This window comes from Pseudomonas sp. UBA1879 (genome assembly GCF_002338065.1).
Lineage (GTDB): Bacteria > Pseudomonadota > Gammaproteobacteria > Pseudomonadales > Pseudomonadaceae > Aquipseudomonas.
In genome coordinates, this window is the sequence record NZ_DDHJ01000004.1 from 248,068 (window position 1) to 271,451 (window position 23,384).

General features: G+C 55.2%; 16 protein-coding genes. 8 read left to right on the forward strand and 8 right to left on the reverse strand.

Annotation, left to right across the window (positions count from 1 at the left end):
• Positions 1-110: 110 nt before the first annotated feature.
• On the forward strand, positions 111-2,900 hold the full coding sequence (locus B3N48_RS04265) for an RHS repeat-associated core domain-containing protein (protein WP_296179894.1): 2,790 nt from the start codon (positions 111-113) through the stop codon (positions 2,898-2,900).
• Between the two features lie 58 nt (positions 2,901-2,958).
• Here B3N48_RS04265 and pyk read toward each other — a convergent pair whose 3' ends face one another.
• On the reverse strand, positions 2,959-4,410 hold the full coding sequence (gene pyk, locus B3N48_RS04270; RefSeq protein ID WP_296179896.1) for a pyruvate kinase: 1,452 nt from the start codon (positions 4,408-4,410) through the stop codon (positions 2,959-2,961).
• A gap of 188 nt (positions 4,411-4,598) precedes the next feature.
• Between pyk and B3N48_RS04275 the strand changes: the two genes are divergently transcribed.
• Together B3N48_RS04275 and B3N48_RS04280 are read left to right on the forward strand one after the other, a co-directional pair.
• Positions 4,599-4,973 (forward strand): tetratricopeptide repeat protein, encoded by a 375-nt coding sequence (locus tag B3N48_RS04275; protein ID WP_296179897.1) that lies wholly within the window; start codon positions 4,599-4,601, stop codon positions 4,971-4,973.
• A gap of 320 nt (positions 4,974-5,293) precedes the next feature.
• The gene (locus tag B3N48_RS04280) at positions 5,294-5,653 is read left to right on the forward strand and encodes a PilZ domain-containing protein (RefSeq protein ID WP_296179899.1); all 360 of its coding nucleotides are present in this window, start codon (positions 5,294-5,296) and stop codon (positions 5,651-5,653) included.
• 11 nt (positions 5,654-5,664) lie between these two features.
• Here the strand turns inward: B3N48_RS04280 and B3N48_RS04285 are convergent, their stop codons facing one another.
• Both B3N48_RS04285 and B3N48_RS04290 read right to left on the reverse strand, forming a co-directional pair.
• Entirely contained in the window at positions 5,665-7,020 is a 1,356-nt protein-coding gene (locus B3N48_RS04285) for a DUF58 domain-containing protein (protein ID WP_296179903.1), read from the reverse strand.
• Positions 7,017-8,108, reverse strand: coding sequence for an AAA family ATPase (locus B3N48_RS04290; protein WP_414704193.1), 1,092 nt, complete (start codon positions 8,106-8,108; stop codon positions 7,017-7,019). The genes B3N48_RS04285 and B3N48_RS04290 overlap by 4 nt, the downstream gene beginning before the upstream one ends.
• A gap of 411 nt (positions 8,109-8,519) precedes the next feature.
• On the opposite strand from B3N48_RS04290, the gene B3N48_RS04295 reads away from it, so the two are divergent.
• Both B3N48_RS04295 and B3N48_RS04300 read left to right on the forward strand, forming a co-directional pair.
• Positions 8,520-10,823 (forward strand): AAA family ATPase, encoded by a 2,304-nt coding sequence (locus B3N48_RS04295; protein ID WP_296179910.1) that lies wholly within the window; start codon positions 8,520-8,522, stop codon positions 10,821-10,823.
• Entirely contained in the window at positions 10,820-12,784 is a 1,965-nt protein-coding gene (locus tag B3N48_RS04300) for a UvrD-helicase domain-containing protein (protein WP_296179912.1), read from the forward strand. Before B3N48_RS04295 ends, B3N48_RS04300 begins: the two co-directional genes overlap by 4 nt.
• A 327-nt stretch (positions 12,785-13,111) precedes the next feature.
• On the opposite strand, the gene B3N48_RS04305 is transcribed toward B3N48_RS04300, so the two are convergent.
• The 5 genes from B3N48_RS04305 to B3N48_RS04325 all read right to left on the reverse strand — a co-directional run bounded on the left by B3N48_RS04305 (position 13,112) and on the right by B3N48_RS04325 (position 19,659).
• The gene (locus B3N48_RS04305; protein ID WP_296179916.1) at positions 13,112-13,393 is read right to left on the reverse strand and encodes a LysR family transcriptional regulator; all 282 of its coding nucleotides are present in this window, start codon (positions 13,391-13,393) and stop codon (positions 13,112-13,114) included.
• Positions 13,380-13,724: a putative quinol monooxygenase gene (locus B3N48_RS04310; RefSeq protein WP_296179917.1), complete on the reverse strand. Its 345-nt coding sequence runs from the start codon at positions 13,722-13,724 to the stop codon at positions 13,380-13,382. Before B3N48_RS04310 ends, B3N48_RS04305 begins: the two co-directional genes overlap by 14 nt.
• A 223-nt stretch (positions 13,725-13,947) precedes the next feature.
• On the reverse strand, positions 13,948-15,381 hold the full coding sequence (locus B3N48_RS04315) for an efflux transporter outer membrane subunit (RefSeq protein WP_296179919.1): 1,434 nt from the start codon (positions 15,379-15,381) through the stop codon (positions 13,948-13,950).
• Complete coding sequence (locus B3N48_RS04320; RefSeq protein ID WP_296179922.1) at positions 15,378-18,512, reverse strand: efflux RND transporter permease subunit; 3,135 nt, start codon at positions 18,510-18,512, stop codon at positions 15,378-15,380. Before B3N48_RS04320 ends, B3N48_RS04315 begins: the two co-directional genes overlap by 4 nt.
• A 13-nt stretch (positions 18,513-18,525) precedes the next feature.
• Positions 18,526-19,659 carry an efflux RND transporter periplasmic adaptor subunit gene (locus B3N48_RS04325; protein WP_296179926.1) on the reverse strand — a complete coding sequence of 378 codons (1,134 nt, stop codon included), beginning with the start codon at positions 19,657-19,659 and terminating at the stop codon, positions 18,526-18,528.
• 263 nt (positions 19,660-19,922) lie between these two features.
• Between B3N48_RS04325 and B3N48_RS04330 the strand changes: the two genes are divergently transcribed.
• The 3 genes from B3N48_RS04330 (at position 19,923) to B3N48_RS04340 (ending at position 23,273) form a co-directional block, all read left to right on the forward strand.
• Positions 19,923-20,540: a TetR family transcriptional regulator gene (locus B3N48_RS04330; RefSeq protein WP_296179929.1), complete on the forward strand. Its 618-nt coding sequence runs from the start codon at positions 19,923-19,925 to the stop codon at positions 20,538-20,540.
• Between the two features lie 653 nt (positions 20,541-21,193).
• Positions 21,194-22,816 carry an SIR2 family protein gene (locus tag B3N48_RS04335; protein ID WP_296179931.1) on the forward strand — a complete coding sequence of 541 codons (1,623 nt, stop codon included), beginning with the start codon at positions 21,194-21,196 and terminating at the stop codon, positions 22,814-22,816.
• Entirely contained in the window at positions 22,809-23,273 is a 465-nt protein-coding gene (locus B3N48_RS04340; RefSeq protein ID WP_296179933.1) for a nucleoside 2-deoxyribosyltransferase, read from the forward strand. Before B3N48_RS04335 ends, B3N48_RS04340 begins: the two co-directional genes overlap by 8 nt.
• Positions 23,274-23,384: the final 111 nt, after the last annotated feature.

Genomic DNA, 23,384 nt, shown 5'->3' on the forward strand with positions numbered 1-23,384 from the left:
TCACTGTCATTTCTGACAGTAGAACCCCCTGGGCAAAGGGTGTATGAAAGAAGCCTCTTGTGGAGTCGCACACGGGTGGCTGTGCCAGCGCCCTGACATGGGAGGTCAACATGCATTCATTGTCGTCCGTGCATACCGCAACGCCCCGTCTGGCGGTCCAGGATCCCCGAGGCCTGAATGTCAGAACGGTAGAGTTCTATCGAGACATCCCCGACGCCATCCCTCAGGTGCGTGCGACCCGTCAGCGCCTCGACGCCGCAGGGCGTCATGTCGCCAGTCAGGACGCACGGCTAGGGCAGGCGTCGGAGATCATCGAGAATCGGGTCGATAGCCTTAGCTTGTCCGGGGCCGGATTGGCCTCGCGAAGTGTCGACTCCGGCTGGCAGATCAATCTCTCAGGGCCAGCCGGTGAACCGTGCATTCATTGGGACGGGCGGGGGAGTGTGCGTCATACCACTTTTGATGAGCTGCTCAGGCCTGTGGTTGTCAGTGAGCAATCACCTGAAGGGATTTTGCGAGTGGTTGAACGCATGACCTACGGCGCTGCTGAGGAGCATGGGCATAACGTTTGTGGGTGTCTGACCCGCCATGACGACACGGCAGGCAGTTTGTCGGTGTCGGACTATGGTCTGAGCGGAAAAGCCATCGTCGAGCAATGGCGATTTCTGTCGGAGCTGGATGACCCCGATTGGCCGCTGGAGATCACATCCCGCGACGCGTTGCTTGAACCGCAAGCTGCGATTACCCGACGGCTCGATAACGCATTGGCTGAGCAACTGCAATTGACGGATGCGCGACTGAACACTCAATGCATTGCGTATGGGGTCGATGGCCATGTCCGCGAAGCCTGGTTGCAAGTGCCGGGTGCTGAAGCTCGATCGGTCGTCAGTCGGGTGCTTATCAACGCCTTGGGTCAGATAGAACGCGAAACCGCCGGCAACGGGATCGTGACGACCGCGACTTACTGCCCTCGCGATGGTCGCTTAGTGCGGCTTGAGTCTGCACTGCCTGGCAAGCCTTCAATTCAGCATCTGAGCTATCAGTACGATCCGCTAGGCAATGTGACGGCCATTGAGGATCTTGCGCAATCAACGGCTTTCTTCCGTAATCAGCAGATTGATCATACAAACACGTATGTTTATGACTCGCTGTCTCAATTGATTGAGGCCACGGGCTTTGAGTCGGTTCGATCTGAAAGCTGGCAGGGGCTGACAGCGTCCTACAGGGCGCTGCCAGATCCAGGTCAACTGGCCAATTACCGTGAACAGTACGCCTACGACGCTGCCGGCAATATGCAGACGTTGACTCACGTCGGTGGCCATTCATTTACGCTGCGCACTGTCACCTCGTTATCGAGCAACCGCAGCTTGCAGGTTCAGGGCGAGTGGGCGCCGGGGGAGTCGGACATCGCCGAAGGCTTCGATAGCAACGGCAATCCACTTGAACTGCTGCGCGGGCAGCGTCTGGAATGGGGTGCGCGCAACCAGCTACGGCAGGTGACACCCGTGACAAGGGAGTCTGCTGCTGACGATTGCGAGCGATATCTCTACAACAGCGCAGGGCAGCGAGTGCGCAAAGTCCAGCTGTTACATGGCGCCCGTTATCTGCGCACGCGAGAAGTGCGTTATCTGCCGGAGCTGGAACTGCACCTTGATTCGGTGGGCGACAAAGCGTGGCATCGCGTACACATTCAAGTGGGCAGAACCACCCTATGCTGGGACCGGTGGGAAGGGGGCACACCCGATGGCGTTCATGAAAGTGCCGCTCGTTATTCGCTGGCCGATCACCTGAACTCGGCGACGCTGGAATTCGATGGCGCTGGCGTATTGATCAGCCAGGAAAGTTACTATCCCTATGGGGCGACGGCTTGGTGGGCTCAGCCTCATGCAGAGGGCTACAGCTTTAAGTCTCGTCGCTTTGCAGGCAAGGAGAGAGACGCTACCGGCCTCTACTATTACGGGATGCGTTACTACGCACCGTGGCTGGGACGATGGGTCAACCCCGACCCCGGTGGCGATGTCGATGGGCTGAACCGGTATCGTTTTGTCAGAAATAACCCGGTCACGATGACCGATCCGGATGGGCAAGCGCCTACGGTGACGTTGCTGTATGGGTTCGATCCTGCACGGGATCTTTATTTAAGCGCAGGGGACGACGTCGTCTCGCAGAGCATCACAACGATTGACCTGTTGAATGCCGGCGTAGGAATCACTCCCGACACGCTCATGGATTACTACAGCGACACCATTGAGGCCTTCTTTGAAAGTAGCGGTGAAGAGGACGATATGGACGAGGATCGTGAAGTGCCTGATGACGGCGTCAAGCTATTTCTTGAGAAAGCCGAGTATTACAAGGGGGGTGAAGACGATGCTCGCAAGATACTGCAAAGCTGGTCCGATTTTCTTTACGCCAACAGTAAAAAATTCAACGTGCAGAATAAGCTTCAGAAGCATATGGCCAATCCGGCGAAGATAGCTGAATTCTGGAAAAAAAATCTTGATGTCCCTCTCTCTGAAAGGGCTTTAGAACAAGCGACGCATCTATTGAGAAGTGAGCCGGCGAAGCTCTTTGAGGAGGCCGATGCTCAGATGAAAGAGGCGGCAAAAGGGGTCACAAATTGGGTCTTCAGGCAGCTTTCGAAGCTAGGGCTGGACTGGGCGCACAGCGCTTCTTCTTCAGTACCTGACGAGATTCACTTTGCCGATATAGGCTTGAAGAACCCTGCTGACCCGTCTAGCGGGTGGGAAGATTTGAGCCCTGAACAATATCAAGCGAGGCGCTACAGGAGGCCTTCTTCACACAGTGCCTACGAACCCATCACGTATTCAGAGCGTAGGCACGTAGAGCGTAACAACCTGCAAAAGGTGAGGCTCATCAGAGCGAATCAACTGCAACACTAACCCACAAAAAAGCCCCTCCTGCATGACACAGGTGGGGCTTTTTCATTGCCGCAGCGTCTTACACGATCGGGTCGCCAACGTGCAGGATCTTCATGCCATTGGTGCCACCGATGGTGTGGTAGCTGTCGCCCTTGGTCAGGATGACCCAGTCGCCTTGCTCGACCAGACCGCGCTTGACCAGTTCGTCCACAGCCGATTGGCTGACCTGCCCCGCCGGCAGCGATGCCGGGTCGAACGGAATGGTGTAAACGCCACGGAACATGGCCGCGCGAGCCTGAGTGTCGCGATGCGGCGAAAACGCGTAGATCGGTACCGAAGAGCGGATGCGCGACATGATCAGCGGGGTGTAGCCACTTTCGGTGAGCGCGATGATGGCTTTCACACCCGGGAAGTGGTTGGCGGTGTACATGGCCGCCAGCGCGATGCTCTCGTCGCAACGGGTGAACGAGTGACCAATGCGGTGGCTGGAGGTCTTGCCAGTCGGGTGACGTTCGGCACCGACGCAAATCCGCGCCATGGCCTCGACGGCTTCGACAGGGTAGGAACCGGCAGCACTTTCAGCAGACAGCATCACGGCATCGGTGTAGTCGAGCACGGCGTTGGCCACGTCGGAGACTTCGGCGCGAGTCGGCATCGGGCTGGAGATCATCGACTCCATCATCTGCGTGGCCACGATGACCGCTTTGTTGTGGCGACGTGCGTGCAGAATGATTTTCTTCTGGATGCCTACCAGTTCGGCGTCGCCAATTTCCACGCCGAGGTCGCCACGGGCCACCATGACGGCGTCACTGGCGCGGATCAGGGCATCAAGGGTTTCGTCGTTCGCCACGGCTTCGGCACGTTCGATCTTCGCTACCAGCCAGGCGGTACCGCCGGACTCGTCACGCAGCTTGCGCGCATATTCCATATCAGCCGCGTCGCGCGGAAAGGAAACAGCCAGGTAATCCAGGTCCATTTCTGCCGCGAGTTTGATGTCTTGCTTGTCTTTCTCGGTCAGGGCCGGTGCAGTCAGGCCGCCACCGCGACGGTTGATGCCCTTGTGGTCGGACAGCGGACCGCCGATGGTCACAGTGCAGTGCAGGGCATCGGCGGTCTGGGTGTCGACGCGCATGACCACTCGTCCGTCGTCGAGCAGCAGTTCGTCGCCTACGCCGCAGTCCTTGACCAGATCGGGATAGTCGATGCCGACGACGTCCTGCGTACCTTCCGTCAGAGGATGGCTGGTGGAGAAGGTGAATTTATCACCGACTTTCAGCTCGATCTTCTTGTTGGCGAATTTCGCGATACGAATTTTCGGGCCTTGCAGATCGCCCAGCAACGCGACGAAGCGGCCGTTTCTGGCAGCGATGTCACGGATCAGCTTCGCGCGAGCCTTGTGCTCGTCGGGCGTGCCGTGGGAGAAGTTGAGGCGGGCAACGTCCAGGCCCGCAAGAATCAGCTTCTCGATGACTTCTGGCGAATTACTGGCTGGGCCAAGTGTGGCTACGATTTTGGTGCGGCGAACGGACATGCACAAACTCCTTAAATGAAGCGCAGCGGAAGGCTACTACTGTATTGCGCTGTAGTCATTGTTCCTTTGCACTACGTGTTGACGCTTCGATGAGCGAATGGCCCAGTGCGCGCAGGCTGTCGGGGAGCAAATCGCACTTGAAGAAATTCCCCGATGCGCCGATACACTGCTGAGCACAGGAGACTCTCATGCGAATCGTGATGATATTAGTGGCGCTGCTGGCCTTGGGCGGTTGCACCCGCTGGGCGATGAACAGCCATCTGAACAATGCCAACCGTGCGTACGCCAAGGGCGACTGCGACGCGGTCATGTACAACCTGTCGAAAGTGGACCGCGAAAGCCGTGCCCGTCGTTACGTGCAACCGGAGGTGTCCATGCTGCGCGGCCAGTGCCTGGAGCGCCAGAAGTTGTATGTGGATGCGATCCAGACATACCAGTTCATCCTCACCCAGTTCCCGTACAGCGAGTACGCGTTCCGGGCCAAGGCGCGGATCGATACGCTGCATCAGTTGGGTCATGACAACATTGCGCCCCCGGCCATTCCAAGACCTGCTTCATTGTGATTACACCCGCTTGGATGGACGGTCTTCTTTTTGGGTGGCCTTTATCAAAGCTTGAGCTAGTCTGGATTCGGTAGGGACCTAAAGATTTTTCACAGGAGTGGCGAAGGGCGCTCCGATGGTCGATACGCTGAATACCTCACCTGAACGGGAGGGTTATCGCGAAATCGAATAGTCGGACACGTGACTTCGGTCAAGCCTGTTGAGTCAGATGACGTCCCTGTTTCAATCGACAGGTTTCCGTCTTCCATGCCGTTGACGGGTGACCAGACCCTTTGCATTAGCAAGGCCATGCTCAATGGTCATTCGAGGACCTTTGTCCAATGCTCAACGAAAGACGAATCGAGCGCCACCAGCTCCCGTATTACCTTCAAGTCTTCAATCGGTATACCGATAGGCCACTGGGCTGCCTGGGAAACGTCTCAGAACAAGGCCTGATGTTGATCAGCGATCTTCCCATTCTGGTCGGTGCGGATTTCCAGTTGCGTCTCAAGGTGCCGGACGGGAAGAACGGGCTTTATAACATCGATATCAACGCCAGCTGCCTGTGGTGCCAGGAAGACGAAACACCGGGCGTTTATGACTCGGGGTTCAGGCTGCAGGCCGCGCCCCCTGAGTACGATCATCTGATCCAGGCGCTCCAGCGTTACTTCAGCTTTTATCCGCTGGAGGCATCCGCTTGAGCACGGCATCGTCATAAGGTGCCTGCCTTTTTCCAGCTCAAATAGCGACTCACCAATTGCGGCCCCAACTCCCCGGGCCGCACATCCAGCACCGGGATACCGTGGGCCGTCAGCCGCTCGTGCAGGTTCGCTCTCGCGTTGAGGAAATCCACCGTGCCGCAGTAATCCAGTGCCTGTTGCCAGGTTTGCACAGGAGTGTGTCGGCGTTCATCCAGCACGTCCTCGCGCAGACTGGCGATCAGCACCCGATGGTGACGGCCAAGCTGCTTGACGGACGCCAGCAATTCCTCGTCGTCCTCGTCTCGCAGATTGGTCACCAGTACGACGAGCGCGCGGCGTTTCTGGCGGATCAGCACCTGTCGAATCGCGGCGCTGTAGTCGGCGGGGCGCTGTGTGCTATTGAGGTCGTAGACGTGGTTCAGTAGATGATTGAGCTGCGCAGCGCCCTTGACCGGTGACAGGTGTCGATCGTCCTCGGCGGCGAAGGTCGACAAACCCACGGCATCACCTTGTCGAAGGGCGACGTAGCCCAGCAGCAGGCAAGCGTTGAGGGCATGGTCGAAGTGGGTCAGTTCGCCATCCTGGCTGCGCATGCGCCGACCACAGTCGAGGAGAAAGACGATCTGCTGATCGCGCTCCTCCTGGTATTCCCGGGCAATCGGCGTGCGTTGCCGTGCGGTGGCCTTCCAGTCGATCTGACGCAAGCTGTCGCCTTCGCGAAATTCTCGCAATTGATTGAATTCGAGGCCCAATCCCCTTCGCTGGCGCTGACGGACACCGATCTGGCTGAGCCAATTGTCCACTGCCAGCAATTGGCCGTTATGTAACCGTGCGAAATCCGGGTAAACCCTGGCTGCATTGGTCACGGGGATGTAACGCCGGGACAGCCACAGGCGCAGCGGACTGTGAAGCTGAACTTCAATCCGTTCGAAGGTGAAGTGTCCACGACTGGTCGGGCGCAGGCGATAAGTCAGCTGCGCCTTGCGCTGGGGCCGCAGCACCACGTCCTGAGGCAGCGACGCCACTTCGAACTGATTGCCAAGCCCTTGAGGACCATGATCGAACAGGGTCAACGCCACGCTGCGGCGAAAATCATGCGCCAGCTCGACATGCACATCGCTCCAACGCCCCAGTGCCAGACTGCCCGGTACCTGACGTTGGAGGCGAGGCGAGGGCAGCCGCCACAGCCAGAACGCATCCAGCGCCAGCAACACGGCGATCCCGCAAAACAACGCCCAAAACAGCCCGTCGAGTCTGGCGGCAGGGCCACGTCCAAGCGCCTGGAACACACCCAGCAACAGCGCGACAGCTGCCAGAACGGTCAGCCACCACAACAGGCGCGTGGAAGGCTTAAGCAGTTGTTTCATTGGCGCGGGGCCGGAACCTGATCCAGCAGCTGTTTGAGCACCTGATCCACCGAGAGGCCTTCGATGTCCAGCTCCGGCGACAGCCTGACCCGGTGGCGCATGACGGCCAGCGCACAGCCTTTGATGTCATCGGGAACCACGAACTCGCCGCCACGCAACAGCGCCCGGGCACGACCGCCGCGGACCAGCGCAATTGACGCCCGCGGGCCCGCGCCCAAGGTCAACCCAGGCCATGTGCGAGTCGCGCGGGCCAGGCGCACAGCGTAATCGAGCACCTGTTCGTCCACCGGCAACTCGCTGGCGATGCGCTGCAGGGCCTGAACGTCTTTCGCCTGCATCAGCGTGCGCAGTGGCTGGACGTCGAGCATGTCCGAGCGTGTGGAACGCGTGACCTGGCGCACCATGTCCAGTTCTTGTTCGGCCTGGGGATAATCCATGCGCAGTTTAAGCATGAAGCGGTCAAGCTCGGCCTCGGGCAAAGGGTAAGTACCTTCCTGTTCGATGGGGTTCTGTGTTGCCAGCACCATGAACGGTTGCGGAACGGGCAGAGGGCGACCTTCAAGCGTCACTTGCCTTTCTTGCATCGCCTCCAGCAACGCCGCCTGGGTCTTGGCCGGGGCGCGGTTGATTTCGTCGGCGAGTAGCAGGTGGGTGAATAAAGGCCCTTTGCGCAGTTTGAACTGTTCGGTCTGCATGTCGTAAACAGCATGGCCGGTGACATCGCTGGGCATCAGGTCCGGCGTGAACTGGATCCGGGCGAAATCGCCACCAAAGCAGCGGGCCAGCGCACGTACGAGCAAGGTCTTGCCCAGACCGGGAACCCCTTCAAGCAGCACGTGACCTCCGCCAATAAGCGCCGTCAGCACGTCATCGATCACCGCATCCTGGCCGATCACGGCTTTCTGCAATTCATGCCGCACCGCCTGCGCGAGATGGATGGCGCGCTGCCGCTGCTGCACGGTATTGCTGGCGGGAGGCGCAGGCGTGTCCGCGCTGTTGCTCTGGACGTGTTGCGGACTCCCGGGACGCTCGTTGTGTACGGGATCGGTGTCTACGCTGCTCGACGATGGTGTCGGATGATCGCTCATGCGTTCCGGAGCCTTGGTAACTGTTAAATCTGTTTTATCTTCCATAAATCAATGGGTTACCTAAATTAACTATTTTGAGCATTTTTTTAGCGTATTCAGCGACTGAGTGACACTCTGACTTGCTTCACGAAATCGGCCTGTTCGTGATTTTTTTGAAGGTTGTTTGATACTCGTTTCCTAGCTTTGACACACCACAATTTTTAGGCATTCCATCGAAGGATCGGATTCAGCTCTCTATGTGCGGTGATTCGATAATGAGTCCGGGACAGCTAATGGCCGTTCTCCTTCCCATGCTTACCCTGCTTGGTTCATTGAGGCGTGGCGTGTGGCCATTAATGACATGTAGCATTAGCCCGACGGCCAAACCATTCGTGTACTAGGCATCTCAAAAAATCGCAAGGAGGCGTGAAAATGCCAGCAGTTCCAAGGACCCCTGTATCCAGTGAAATCAAGCTCCGATTCATCGAGCTGTGTCAATTTCGTCGGCTGACCAAAGCTCAACTGGATATCGACCCAAAAACCACAATCTTGGTCGGCGCCAATAACAGCGGAAAGACGTCAATTCTCGCTGCCTTACGCCATTTTCTCGCAGATGGGTCTCCATTCAGCGCTTTCGACATCAGCCTATCGCAATGGCCAAAGCTAAGAGCACTTGGCAAGACTTGGGAATCGCTGACTGAGGACCCCTCTACAGTAGCTGGAGAACAGCATCACTGGGAAAATCAGCTCCAGTTGCTTCTCGGGGCCATGCCTACTTTGGACCTTTGGTTCGACGCTGAGGCCGGCACGTACCATCACGTGGCACCATTTCTCTCTAAATTCAGCTGGAAAGGAGGAGCGGTTGGCGTTCGCCTTAGGCTCGAGCCTGCCGCCAATATCGATGAAATCAAGCAACTGGCATGGACGTATCACGTTGCTCGTTCACCGATAAAGGATATGGGTGCAGACTCGCTTGCGTGGCCTATCGATCTTCTCGATTTCTGGTTGCGAGAACCATCTAAACTTGGCCAAGTTCGTGCTTATAAGCTTGACGCAAAGAATGACCCATTAACAAATTTCTCGGCGTATTCGACTCAGACGCTCTCAGGCGCAGTTCCAGTTGAACGTAAGCATCTGTCGAGACTGATTCGGGTTGACTTCGTTGCGGCTCAACGTGGGCTTGGTAGTGAAGAGGCAGATTCACGATCTGCGTCCGGACCACATCGGGTCGGTATGTTTTCCAACCAGCTCCTCAAGTTTGCTCGACAGCACTTGAACGTGGCGAGCACTGGTCATGGCCACCGGGCAGATCTGATAAAGGCTGTCGCCGAGGCACAGAGTGAGCTAGATAAGAAGATTCACGAGGCTATAGCAGGCTCGGTTGAGGAAGTGAAGGAGCTGGGCTATCCCGGACTGCATGACCCTCAGGAAATCCGCTTTCGGACACGTATTCAAACGGCAGATCTACTCGACCATGGAACTGCTGTCCAATACAGCATGCATAAGGAGTCGCTTGAAGAGCTTCTGCCGGAGTACTCCATCGGGCTCGGATACCAAAATCTTCAATCCCTTAGCTATCAGTTGGTGTCTTTCAAAGCAGCCCGGCTTAGGCCTGAAAAAGGATTTCCCGCACCCGTTCATTTGGTAATGATTGAGGAACCAGAAGCTCATCTACATGTGCAAGTTCAGCGTGTTTTTCCTGGAAAAGCGCACAAACTAATCAGTCCGAATGAAAAGGACGCATCGGGGCTAAAAAGCCAGTTACTCATTAGTACTCATTCCAGCCATCTTGCACATGCAGAAAGCTTTGACCGGCTGCGGTACGTACGTCGTGTCGCTAAAAGCGCCGAAACCCCAATGGCGACGACTGAGGTGGTCAACCTCGGACAGGTTTTCGGAAGTGACAAAAAGACACGTCAATTCGCTGAGCGCTACTTCCGTGTACAGCACACTGACTTGCTGTTCGCTAACGCAGCGATTTTCGTTGAGGGCGTTGCAGAGCGCATGCTTGTTCCTCTATTCATCGAGCGCGACTTCAGTACCTTGAACAGTCGGTACGTCTCTTTTCTGGACATCGGGGGAAGTCACGCCCACCGGCTCAAACCTCTTGTCGAAAAGCTCCGAATCCCTACCGTGATCATTACTGATATTGACCCTGCTGAGGAGAAAGAAGGAAAGCCGAAGAAAAATGGGGATCCGACCCTAAAGCTCGTTGCTGTTGCGAATACCGGACAGGCTGGTTTGCAGTGCGGCAACCAAACCCTTCGTGGATGGCATCCGAAGCTACAGCAGCTCGATGATTTTAAAGACCCCACTGGTGCACAACTGGTCTGGAAAGAGATTGCAGGTTGCTCTGTGCGATTCGCTTGGCAATTACCTGTAGCAGAAGCTGGCAACAGTTGGCCTAGCACCTTCGAGGATTCACTCGTTCTTACCAACATTCCTTGGTTCAAGCAGCTATTGGATGAAAAAGTTGATGAGTGTGGCGGGGAAATCGAACCACCTACTGGGGCACTTGCTGCCGTAGCGAAAAAAGTTGCCAAGGCCGGGAGTGGCCCAGAGCTGTTAGGTTCGCTTCATGACCTAATGCATGGTTCATTTAAGAAGGGTGATTTCGCGGCAAGCATTTTCGAGATGATTTCATCAGGAGAGCCTGTTAACTGTCCGAAATACATTGCTGACGCTTTGAACTGGCTGCAAGGGCAACTGGAGCCAGGTCAGGAGGCTATGGAATGAGTCAGGCACCCATGTTGACTGACAACAACCGCGATGCTGGAGTTGTCGAAGAAATCTGCGGCTATCTCACCGAGGAGCCTTCGCGTAGTTATTTCTTATTCGCGGGCGCCGGCTCAGGAAAAACACGCACGTTAGTGGAAGTCTTGCGTCGGATGACAGGTGTCGTGGGGCATGAGAAAGGCGGTCAGGTAGCTCGACGTCTGCGAATGCATGGACGCTCAATACGCGTGATTACCTATACGAAGAACGCAGTGTCGGTCATCAAAAGTCGCCTTGGCGACAACGACTTAGTGGGCGTTTCAACGATCCACGCTTTCTGTTGGGAACTCATCAGCGGATTTAATGATGACATTCGTGCCGCTCTCATCGCTGTAAAGGAAACACAGCTCGAGAGGGAAACGGCTGAAGCGTTAGCAAAACCTAGAGGAATCACAGCAGCAAAACAGCGCGACTTGGACGAGATCAAGGATGACATAGCAGCCTTTAGAACTACGGATGTATTTCTCTATCACCCGGATCGCGAGACGTACGGTCCCGGAGCTCTCGCTCACCAGCACGTCCTTAGCGCAACTGCATGGCTTCTCAGAAACAGACCTACACTCCAGATCATCCTCAAAGACCGGCATCCGATCGTTCTCATTGATGAGTCACAAGACACGATGAAGGGGATGCTTGATGCTTTGATGGAGCTTTCAGAGTCGGCTGGGAGTGGGCTAACTCTCGGTTTGCTGGGCGATCACCGGCAACGCATCTACCAAGACGGTCACGTTGACCTTCCAAGTTTAGTGCCTGCTGAATGGGCGACACCTGAATTGAAGATGAACCATCGCAGTCAGCGCCGAATTGTGACACTTATCAACAAAATATGGGGTGCGAAGCTTGAAGGGCGGACTCAGCCAGCAAATGGTGTAGAGCAGCAACATAGAAGTGAAAAGACTGGGGGGATCGTCCGGATTTTTGTTGGTGACACTTCGCGTTCTCCCGGAGATAAGGTGCTCGGAGAGAACTGGTGCGCAGAACGAATGCTGAAAGCCACTGGTGGGGAGGTTGCCTGGGGCCAAAACGGATATCAGATGCTTGCTTTGGAGCACAAGCTTGTCGCAACCCGGGGTTCGTTTTTGGATGTGTACGGTGCTATGGCTCTGCTGGATCCTAACGCAGCTGCGCCTACAGGAAGCGGCGAAAACAAAGGTCCTGCCGCCGTACAATTTCTATTCAATGAATTAGAGCAACTAGGCGCATGCATCGATGTTCATGGCGTAGTCGATGAATTTAAGGCCACTGAAGTTTTCCGGCGTTTTGGTCGACTTGACGAAATGCCCGAAAATTTCCAAGAGCGGGCAAGCCGAACAGACGAGATGTTGCAAGCTATTGAGAGTTTCGCCTCTATACGGGCTAACCCCTTGGCAACGATAGGGAACGTGCTTGAACCAGTACTGAGTGCGAATCTGTTTGACGTTGATCAGCGGCTCAAGGTGGCGCATGCGGACAAGTCGCCACCGCCTTCAGCCCCGGGCAGGGGGGAGGAAGAATCAAAGCATGATCGGATGCGTCGCGGCTGGTGTGCGCTGTTCGCTTGCCCCTGGAGTCAGCTGCAACAGTACAGTCACTATCTATCAGGGAACTCGTTGTTAGCTACTCACCAAGTCGTTAAAGGGTCTGAATTCTTGCACGTCATGGTGGTTATGGATGACAAGCTTGCTGGGAGTAACCAAATTTCATACGACAAGATTTTTGGTGGCATGGACCTCGGTAAGACTGATAGGGAAAACATAGAAAAAGGGAAGGAAACGACAATCGACCGTTCGCTACGCCTCCTTTACGTAACGTGTAGTCGAGCGCAGGAGTCACTGGCCTTGGTGCTTTGGTCCTCCGATCCTGATGCGGCTTTGGCCCGAATTGAGGCCAGCGGCTGGTTTGGGGAGGGGGAGTTTGAAGCGATTCAAATAAAGGCTAGCTGAAGACGCGACTGCCTTTGGGGTGAGTGCTTCAAAAAATAGGAGAGGAGCTGCTCTGACCACGCTTCAGATAGCTAGTCCTCTAGATGAATACTTTTACTGTAAATGCGAATAAGCCATTACACCTAAGGCAAGATAGAGCTGAGATGGCCGGATTTGCGGTCTTGAAGGTCCGCTTTCGACTGAAGATTCAACCGGTCGTCCCAAAGCCGGTGGCTCAACAATCACATCATGTCCTAGGCGCTATCTGGTAGATAGGGGGACAATAAAAGGGCCTTGGCAGGAAGAGGGAGGGAGTAATCTGCCAAGGCCGGAAACTTTGAGATGGGCTCAGCCCTTCGGGCAAAGCACCGACTCTATCTTGCTTATCGCAGGCATGAGTTCAGCGACGATTTCTTCAGCTCGGTCGGTCGGAACAATCCCCCATCGACACCGAGTGAATAGCGGATCTTCAAATTGACGACGAAGGCGCACGAGGGACGCGCTCACGGCGGGTTGACCGACCCGCAGCAACTTCGCTGTTCGTGAAACGTTGCGCTCTTGATAAAGCAGCATGAAGACCACGATCAGGTTCATATCGAAGTTGGCGAAGCGCTCTTCATTTATGCTCATGGCCCCCCCTTGCGAGCATGGATACTGCGTGGCTGGAGTGCTTGTTGAAGAAGCTATTGAACTCAATCCTTCGTACTGCTCGGCTGGCGAGCAGGTCCATGAATCGTCCCAGCGAGGGATCAGTGAAGTGCCTCTCCATCGCGGCGTATGTGGTCCAGTGGCTGGAGACCACCCACACGTCCAGATCGATCGTGCAGCGGGATACGAAATAGCTGACGCAGTCGGGATGGGCGCCAAAATCTTCGATAATGTTCTCAAGCCGCACGCCCAGCTCGTAATGGTGATCAGGCGCGGCCTGGATGTGGATCGTGCTAACCGCCTCTATAAACATGGGCGTGGTCCTCAGAATTATTTTTGGAATCGAACAGTCTTGATGCCGCTTAGCGCCTCTTCGGCGATGAAGGGCGTTCTCGTTCCTCGCGTAGATCACGCTGTTGTTCTCGCCGTGATGCCTGCTGCTTTTTGATTCTTCGGATGGCTCTGGTACGGGGCATAAAAAGCACTCCTGAATTTCAGCCGATCGCCGTCCCTGGCCAATCTGCCGAGAGCGGGTATTAGCGCTGAGAAGTCGTCACGCCGTTTTCCTTCCAGCCACCGCCAAGCGCCTTGTAAAGCTGCACTTGGCTATCGAGTTGCTGCAGACGATCGGTCAGCAATTGCTGGCGAGCCGAGAACAATTCACGCTGGGCGTCGAGCAACGTCAGGTAGTTGTCGACCCCTTCGTCATACCGTTGCTTGGCCATCTCGTAGTACTCCTGACTGGAGCGCACCAGATCACGCTGAGCCTGGAGCTGGCCGTCGTACGTGCCGAGCGCAGCCAGTCCATCCGCGACTTCTCTAAAGGCGGTCTGGATGCTTTTCTCGTACTTGGCGACACCGATATCTTTCTGGATTTCTGCGTAGTCCAGATTCGCGCGTAGCCGCCCCCCGTTGAAGATCGGAATGTTGATCTGCGGCGAAAAGCTCCAGCTACCTGATCCGCCTTTGAACAGCCCATCAAGTTCTGCACTTGTGGTTCCCGCTGTTGCAGTCAGGCTGATGCTCGGAAAGAACGCTGCTCGGGCTGCGCCGATGTTGGCATTGGCTGCCAGCAAGTCGTGCTCCGCTGCGCGGATGTCCGGCCGTTGTTGAAGAAGCGTGGCGGGCAAGCCTGCAGGGATATCGGCAAGGACGTCTCTGCCCAGCGGCGCATCAGTGCTGATCGAGGACGGGAGTTGGGCGCCCAACAGCAATTGCAAGGCGTTAGCGTCCTGGGCGACTTGGCGGGTGTACAAGAACATCTGTGCCCTTGCGCTATCCACAAGTGTTCGCGCCTGGCGGACGTCCAGTGCCGATGCCGTGCCGGCCAGATGGCTGGCATCAATCAGCGAGAGGCTGTTGCCATAGCTGTCTAGCGTGGCTTGCGTAACCTTCAGCAAAGCCTGATCTGTTCGCCAAGTGATGTAGGCCGTTGCGACGTCTGCAATCAAGCCAATCTGAACACTGCGCTGCGCCTCTTCTGTCGCCAGATAGTTTTCCAACGCACTGCGCTCAAGGCTGCGAACGCGGCCGAAGACATCCAGTTCATAAGAAGTAATCCCGACGTTCAGGCCATATTGGCTTTCGATGCCGGCCTTGCCAGTGGTGGAAAGGTCGGACGGTACGCGTTGCCGGGAGCTGTCAGCGTTCACATCCACCGAAGGGAACAACTCGGACCGCTGGATCCTGTACTGAGCACGGTAGGCCTGCACATTCAGTGCAGCCTGGCGCAAGTCCCTGTTGTTGATCAGCGCGGTCTCGATCAGTTGGCTCATTGCCGGGTCGCGAAAGAACTGCTTCCATCCCGGAACTCCGTTGATCTGCGCGGTGCTCCCCTTGGTCTGGTAAGCAGGACCTTGTGGCCATTGATCCTGTACAGGCGCCGCAGGTCGGATGTATTCAGGGATCAAAGAGCATCCCTGAAGCCCGAAGCCAACGATCAGCGCAAAGGTGAAGTGGTTCAGTCTCATGCTTGTTCTCCTTCAACCACTTCGCTTTTGCTCTTTTTGCTGAACAGCTTCATCACCACGACGTAGAACAGCGGGACAAAGAAGATGGCTAGGAAGGTTGCGGCCAGTGTGCCGCCAACGACGCCAGTACCGATCGAGTGCTGACTGCCGCTGCCGGGACCATGAGCTCGGGCCAGAGGCAGAACACCCATCACGAAAGCAATCGACGTCATGATGATCGGGCGCAACCGCAGGCGAGCAGCTTCGGTGGCGGCTTGAATCAGGGTGCGTCCTTGATGCTCGTAGAGGTCTTTGGCGAACTCGATGATGAGGATCGCGTTCTTGGCGGCGAGGCCCATGGTGGTGAGCATCCCCACCTGGAAAAACACGTCGTTTGATAGACCGCGCAACAGCGTTGCAGCGACTGCGCCGAGCACGCCCAGCGGTACGACCAACATCACCGAAACGGGGACCGTCCAACTCTCATAGAGAGCCGCCAGACACAGGAATACGATGAGCAGTGAGAGCACATACAGCGCAGGCGCCTGGGAGCCCGCCTGCCGCTCTTCGTAGGACAGCCCGGTGTAGGCCATGCCGACGCCTGCAGGCAGCTGAGCAGCAATACGCTCGACAGATCGCATTGCATCACCGGTGCTATAACCCGGCGCGGGTTGCCCAAGAATTTCGATCGATGGGATGCCGTTGTAGCGTTCGAGCTTGGGAGAACCGTAGATCCATCTGCCGGTCGCGAACGCCGAGAATGGAACCATCTTGCCCTTGGCGTTCCGCACGTACCATTTATCGAAGTCCTCAGGCGAGAGACGGGAGTCCTCGTTACCTTGAACGTAGACTTTTTTCACCCGGTCGCGATCGATGAAGTCGTTCACATAGGCAGAGCCCCACGCGACGGACATGGTTTGGTTGATGTCTGCGATCGACACTTCAAGGGCACGGGCCTTCTCGTTGTCGATGATGACCTGGTATTGGGCTTCATCATTCATGCCGTTAGGGCGGGTCATGGCAAGAACAGGGTCTTGTGCAGCGAGTTCGAGAAACTGGTTGCGCGCAGCCATGAGCGCGGTATGTCCAACCCCCGCGTTATCCTGCAGGAACATGTCGAAACCTGTGGCGTTACCCATCTCCAGAATGGCCGGCGGAACGACAGCAATGACGTTGCCTTCCTTGATGCTGGCGAATCGTTCCTGAGCACGTTTTGCGACGGCAAACACCGAGCGCTCAGGATCTCGACGCTCTTCGTACGGACGCATGTTGACGAAGACCAGGCCGGAGCTTTGTCCGCGTCCTGCGAAGTTGAAGCCATTGATGGTGAACGACGACGCAACGCTGTCCTTCTCATCCTTGGCCAGATAGTCACGAACCTCGGTCAGCACCTCTTCATTTCGCTCAGAGCTGGCGTTTGCCGGCAACTGAACCTGCACGACGAATACGCCTTGGTCTTCGTCCGGAAGGAACGAGCTCGGAACCTTGGTGAAGAGGAAGACCACCCCGCCAATCAAGACCAGATACACGACCATGAACAGCCCGCGCCGGCCAAGCATGGCGCCGACACCAGACTGATAACGCTGCGTGTTTCGCTCGAACGTGCGGTTGAACCAGCCAAAGAAACCCTTCTTCTCACCTGCACCCGCTTTGTGAGGCTTGAGCAGTGTTGCGCAGAGTGCCGGGGTAAAGATCAAGGCGATCAGTACCGAGAACCCCATCGCGGAGATGATTGTGATCGCGAACTGGCGGTAGATGATGCCGGCCGATCCACCAAAGAAGGCCATGGGTAGGAACACCGCGGAGATCACCAGCCCGATACCCACCAATGCGCCGGATATCTGATCCATTGACTTGCGCGTCGCCTCCTTGGGCGACAGATGCTCCTCAGCCATCAAGCGCTCAACGTTCTCCACCACAACGATCGCATCGTCCACCAGCAGACCGATCGCAAGCACCATGGCGAACATGGTCATCACGTTGATCGTGAAGCCACAGGCGAACAGAACCCCGAACGTCGCGAGCAAAACGACAGGGACTGCGAGCGCGGGAATCAAGGTGGCGCGAATGTTCTGCAGGAACAGGTACATCACCAGGAAGACCAGAATGATGGCTTCAAACAAGGTGTGAACCACAGATTCAATGGACGCTGCGACGACCGGCGAGGTGTCGTACGGATAGATGACCTCAACGCCTTTGGGCAGGTACGGCTTAATCCGGTCGACTGTCTCGTGAACACGATCAACAGTGTCCAGAAGGTTGGCGCCTGTTGCCAAACGCAGTGCAATGCCGGCCGATGGAGCCCCGTCGTACTTGTTGAAGATCGAGTAGTTTTCGCTACCGAGCGAGACTTCGGCGACATCCTGCAGGCGCACTTGGGAGCCGTCAGGATTCACCTTCACCAGGATCTGCTTGAACTCTTCGGCCGTACGCATGCGCACCTTGCCGATTACGGTCGCACTCAGTTGCACGCCTTTCTTGGCAGGCAAGCCGCCGATCAGGCCGGACGACACCTGGACGTTCTCCGAGCTCACGGCGTCGATGATGTCCTGCGGCACCAACTGGTAGCTGTTCAGCTTCGCTGGGTCGAGCCAGATGCGCATCGAGTTCTGCGCACCCAGCAACAGGAAGTCACCAACACCCTTGGTACGGGAAATGGGGTCTTGCAAGTTCGAGACGATCAGGTTGCCCAGATCGAAGCCGTTGAGGTGACCATCCGTGGAGACCAAACCCACGATCAACATGAAGTTGACCTGGTATTTCACCACCCGGATGCCTTGACGCTGGACTTCCTCAGGCAATGACGGCGTTGCCAATTGCAGCTTGTTTTGCACCTGTACCTGAGCGATATCGGGGTTTGTTCCCTGATCGAAGGTCACGATAATTTGCATGCTGCCGTCGGTGTTGCCGTTGGAGGTGATGTAACGCAGGCCCTCCATGCCGTTGAGCTGCTGCTCGATCACCTGAACAACGGTGTCTTGCACGGTCTGCGCAGACGCACCTGGGTAGGTGACGCTGATCTGCACCGCAGGTGGCGCGATGTTGGGGTATTGGTTGATCGGCAGTGAACGGATTGCCAGAGCACCGCCGAGCATGATCACGAGGGCTATTACCCACGCGAAGATCGGTCGATCAATGAAAAAGCGGGACATTCTGAAAGTATCCTTATTTGGCAGCGGTGCTGAAGGTTTCAACGAGGTTGGTGTTGCTCGCCTCGACCGCTTTCACCTTGCTGCCACTGCGCAGGCGCTGAATGCCTTTCGTTACAACCTTGTCCCCCGGTTCAATGCCATCGCTGACCAGCCATGTGTTACCCACCGTGCGGACGGTTTTCAGTTCGCGCAGTTCAACGCTGTCGTCCGGCTTGACGACCCAGACATTGGCCATGCCGCGACTGTCAAAAATCACGGCCGCTTGTGGCACCAGCTTCGCCTCTTGCTGAATGCCTTCTTTGAGCTGTGCATGCACAAACATGCCAGGCAACAGCTTGCGGTCAGGGTTAGGGAATTCCGCTCGCAACGTGACCGAGCCCGTGCCCTGGTCGACACTCACTTCCGAAAATTTGAGCGTTCCGGGGACGGCATAAGCGCTTCCGTCATCGAGGGTCAGGGTGACCTGTGCCTGATTCTTGCCCGCCATTTGCAGGCTGCCGGATTCCAATGCCCGCTGCAGGGCAAGGATTCGGGTGATGGGTTGGGTCACATCCACATAGATCGGATCAAGCTGGTTAACGGTTGCCAGCTCTTGGGACTGTCCGTTGGTGACCAGCGCGCCTTCAGTGACTGCGGATCTCCCAATCCGCCCCGTGATCGGCGAAAGCACCTTGGTGTATTGCACATCAATGCTTGCAACCTGAACGGCCGCCTCCGCCTGCTTCCAGGCGGCCAGTGCGTCGTCGTACTGCTGGCGACTCACGGCATTGGTTTTGGGCAGTCGGTCGTAGCGCTCGGCCAGATTCTGGGCGCTGGTCAGATTGGCCTCAGCCCGACCGAGCTCCGCTTTATAGGTCGCCGGATCGATCTGATAGAGCTGCTGCCCTTTCTTCACTTCGGTGCCTTCGCTAAACATACGTTGCTGCACGATCCCGCTGACCTGTGGGCGAACTTCTGCCACTCGGTACGCTGAAGTGCGACCTGGGAGGTCAGTGATGAGCGTCAGCGGCTGCGACTTGATGGTGTATACGCCGACCTCAGTGACCGGATTTTGCGCGACGGGTTGATCACTCTTTTGGCAGCCAGCGAGCAGCAACGCGGTGAGCGGAAGGATGTGTAAGGCACGTGTAGGCCAAAGGCAATTCACTCGTGTATCTCCTGAAAAGGATATTCAAAACAGAGACTTGGAATCCGTTCGAGAACCGTGCGAATTCAGGTCGACAGGCCAATGGCAGGCATTGACCAAACAGAGGATGAAGCGGAACAATGGATAGATCCTAACATCCTATGTTTACGTCGTCGATGAGAAAAGTTCTTAACTAGCCCTCCTCAAGGTGTGGTTATTTGCCGCATAGCTGTGGCGGGTGGGGCTTTGGAACCGGATATTTCGAAGAAAATTAAAGTGGGTAGATGATTGAAATGGCTAGAAAAAGTGCTGAGGACGCCGAGCTTACTCGCCAAAATCTGGTGGCTGCAGGGATTCAGTTTTTTGCGGAGCATGGCTACGCGGGGACTACCCTCGAAATGGTGTCACAGCGCGCAGGGGTGACGCGTGGCGCCGTGTATTGGCGCTTCAAGGGAAAGGACGCTTTGCTGCGCACGGTATTGGACGACTGCGTGTTACCGCTGGAGGATTTTCTCGACCAAGGCGCGAGCTTTGAGGAAGGAATGGCACAGTTGCGTGGAGCAATGAGCCGCACGCTTCATCATCAGCAATCTCGCCAGATCTGCGAGCTCATGCTTCAGAAGAGCGAGCGGGTCGACGATCTAAGTCCGATCGCGTTGAGGTTGCATGACGCCCAAGATCGCTTCCATGAGCAACTTAAGGCATTACTGGGGCGTGGCGTGAGCAGAGGGGAACTGGTCGCAAATCTGGATGTACGGGTTTCCAGCCAAATCCTGCAGGTCTGTTTCACCGGTTTGATCGTTGAGTGCCTGCGTCAGCCCTTGGAGAGCACACACCACCTGGAATCAACCCTGAACGCCCTATGTGTGATGTTCAAAGGGGCGTTCATTCCTACCTCTTGATTCTCAGGACCTCATCCACAGGCCGCTATTTATCTCCCTCTGTGCTAGTAGGCAAACGATGACTGCGGCTAAAAGCAGGATTACTTTCAAGCAAGAGTATGTTCCGCGCGTATCGGCGCATCTGTCCCGGATGTATCTTTAGTTTTCTAGGGCGCACACGAGAGAAGTTGGGATATGGACAGTGATCGGACGATTGAAAAATGGAATGCCCAATGGATGTTCGTCGCCGGGCGCGCTGTGTGCCGTGGGTGCTTGGAGAGCCAAGCGCTGGAGAATTGTGAGAGACCTTTTCCTCATGCCCTGCCATGCGAGCTTAGTGAGGGGAGCTCCGACCATCCGTGGGTTGCGCTGCATGACATCCTGGACCGCGCTCGGGGTTGAGTTGCCTGTAGTGCTTCGATGCGGATGCTCCTGAGACACTAGAGTGCTGGTTCGGTAGGCAGGCAACCCTTTACGAGTCGCTGCTATCAACCCTAAGCTGCCGGTCGCGACAGGCAGGATCGACTCGTGACTTTCGTTCGTTGGAGGGTTGCAACCGGCAGATCACTCCCTTGCGCAATCTCTGCAGTCAAATCGTCTGAATGTCCAGCGAAACACGCTATCATCCCTAACAATCGAGCTCATTCAGAAATGCCCCCACCCTGGATGTCTACATGACGCATCATTTTAAGTCTGAAGCTGTGAAATCTGCATGGAAGTACGTCTGCCAGCTTCGCTCGCAGTTTGCAAAGAATAAGGCAAGCCTGGTGTTAGGTGCTGGAGTATCACGTGATCTGAACCTTCCTATGTGGGAAGTTTTGGTCGGACGGATGAAGGCCTCCATGGCAAGTCGAGCTCCTGAGGTACATGGCGTCAACGACGCAGCTGGAAAGGCGGCGTTGGTGCTTTTTGAGATATTCAGCTCTTACAGAAAATACGACCTCACTCAAGAGGGGCGCTACACAAGCGATGCGCTTATTGAAAAGAAAATTCTTTCCGACTGGCGTGGGTTAATCCACAAAGCTTTATATCAAGATATCAATCCTGACGGACGACGCGCGACGATAGATACACACCCATATTTTAAAGAAATTATTGAATTTGCAAAGTGTTCAGAGTTGACCGTTACATACAATTTTGATGACTTTTTGGAATTTGGCCTGTCCTGCGCAGATTTGAATCCCACTAAGCATGAACGACCGTATCAAACTGTATGGTCACATCATACTCAGTTTACAAAAGACAAATGTGTGATATATCATCCGAATGGATTTTTGCCATTTGATCATAACAAGTTTCAAAGTGAAAATCTGATTTTTTCGGACGGGGCATTTGCGGATCAGTTGCTTGATGGCATAGGGGGAGGCTTATCTACACTTCTTCATGTTCTCACAAAGAAGACGAGCATTCTTGTTGGGCACTCGCTGACTGACTCCACCCTGCTTCATCTTCTGAGAAAAGCAGCTTCTATCAGTCCGGGAAATTATAATTACTTCATTAGATTCACAAGCGAAGAGCTTGATCCTCAGAATAAAACTGCAATATTTGAAGCAAATTTTAACAACTACAATCTTGTGACCTTGTTCTTCGATGGCGCCGATATTCAAGAATTTTTACGGGCCATCACTATGCCCGAGGTGGAGTTTCTCCAAGAGTCTGATTTTTTGGGTCTTCCAACTAAATATGTTTATTACATCGTAGGTTCCATTGGGATCGGGAAATCCACCGTGATTAGCCAATTTGGGAGCCTAGTTACGCTTGACGAATGGTTTGACGAACGGCCCCCGGAGATGGCCCGCTCTCCTGACGATCTTAGCACGAGCAAGACGATTACCATCGACGACTGGACTAACGAGCAGTTTGGAAAGAAGAATAACTACTTAGAAAGGAAAAAAGTTGGAGTTTTCCTAGTCGATAGATCTCCCCTTGATCCGTTGAGTTTCGTCGTCGGTGTACCTGAAAATGATCGCGCTAAATCAATGCTTGATCATGGAATTCGGCCAGGGTTATCAAAGAAGAAAATCGTCCCTGGCGAGATTATCCATATGGTTGGAGATGTCAATGAGATATGGTCGCGTTTAATTACAAAACGGAAAGAAAGCAGCTGGCCGCCTGCCAAAATTCATGCGCTGCAGGAAAAAAGTTTGACGATTTATGAAGGCTTGCGGCCTAAGAGAATACATTCAACTCAAAGAAAGGAGGTCGATGTTGTTCGTGACGTTGCAAAAGTAATATTTTCGTGCGGTTATTCTCCGTCAGATCTGGATCAGCGTATGAGTGATATCGCAAATGCTTAACAAACTTACAATTTACCTCGCTGCACCGCTTTTTAATGAAGCAGAGTTGGCATACAACAAATCGCTCAAAGCCAGACTTCAGTCTCACTTTGATATATTTCTGCCACAAGAGGATGGATTGCTGCTACGGGAGTTAGTCGCAAACGGTACATCGCCGGCGCTAGCCGAGAGGATGGTTTTCGACGCCGATATAGCTGCCATGAAGGACTCAAATCTTATCGTAGCTGTCCTAAACGGTGCTCACATTGATGAGGGGGTCGCATTCGAACTTGGTTTTTCTTTCGCACTCGGAAAACGATGCGTGGGGCTAAAGAGTGATATTCGACAATCATTGCCCACAGGTAATAATCCAATGATAAATCAAAGCTGCGAGAGAATCTTCAACTCTACAGATGCTCTTGTTTCCTGGCTTATCGGCACATACGCCAAGAAGCACAACTTTACCCATTTAAGTTAGCCCGGGTCTCTATGGGGTGATTCTGAAGGTAAAAACCAGTGGCATTATTATGAGGTCTGTTGTCGATATTCCGTCTCGATTAGCCGATATCTGATCCCGAAGCGTGAGCCC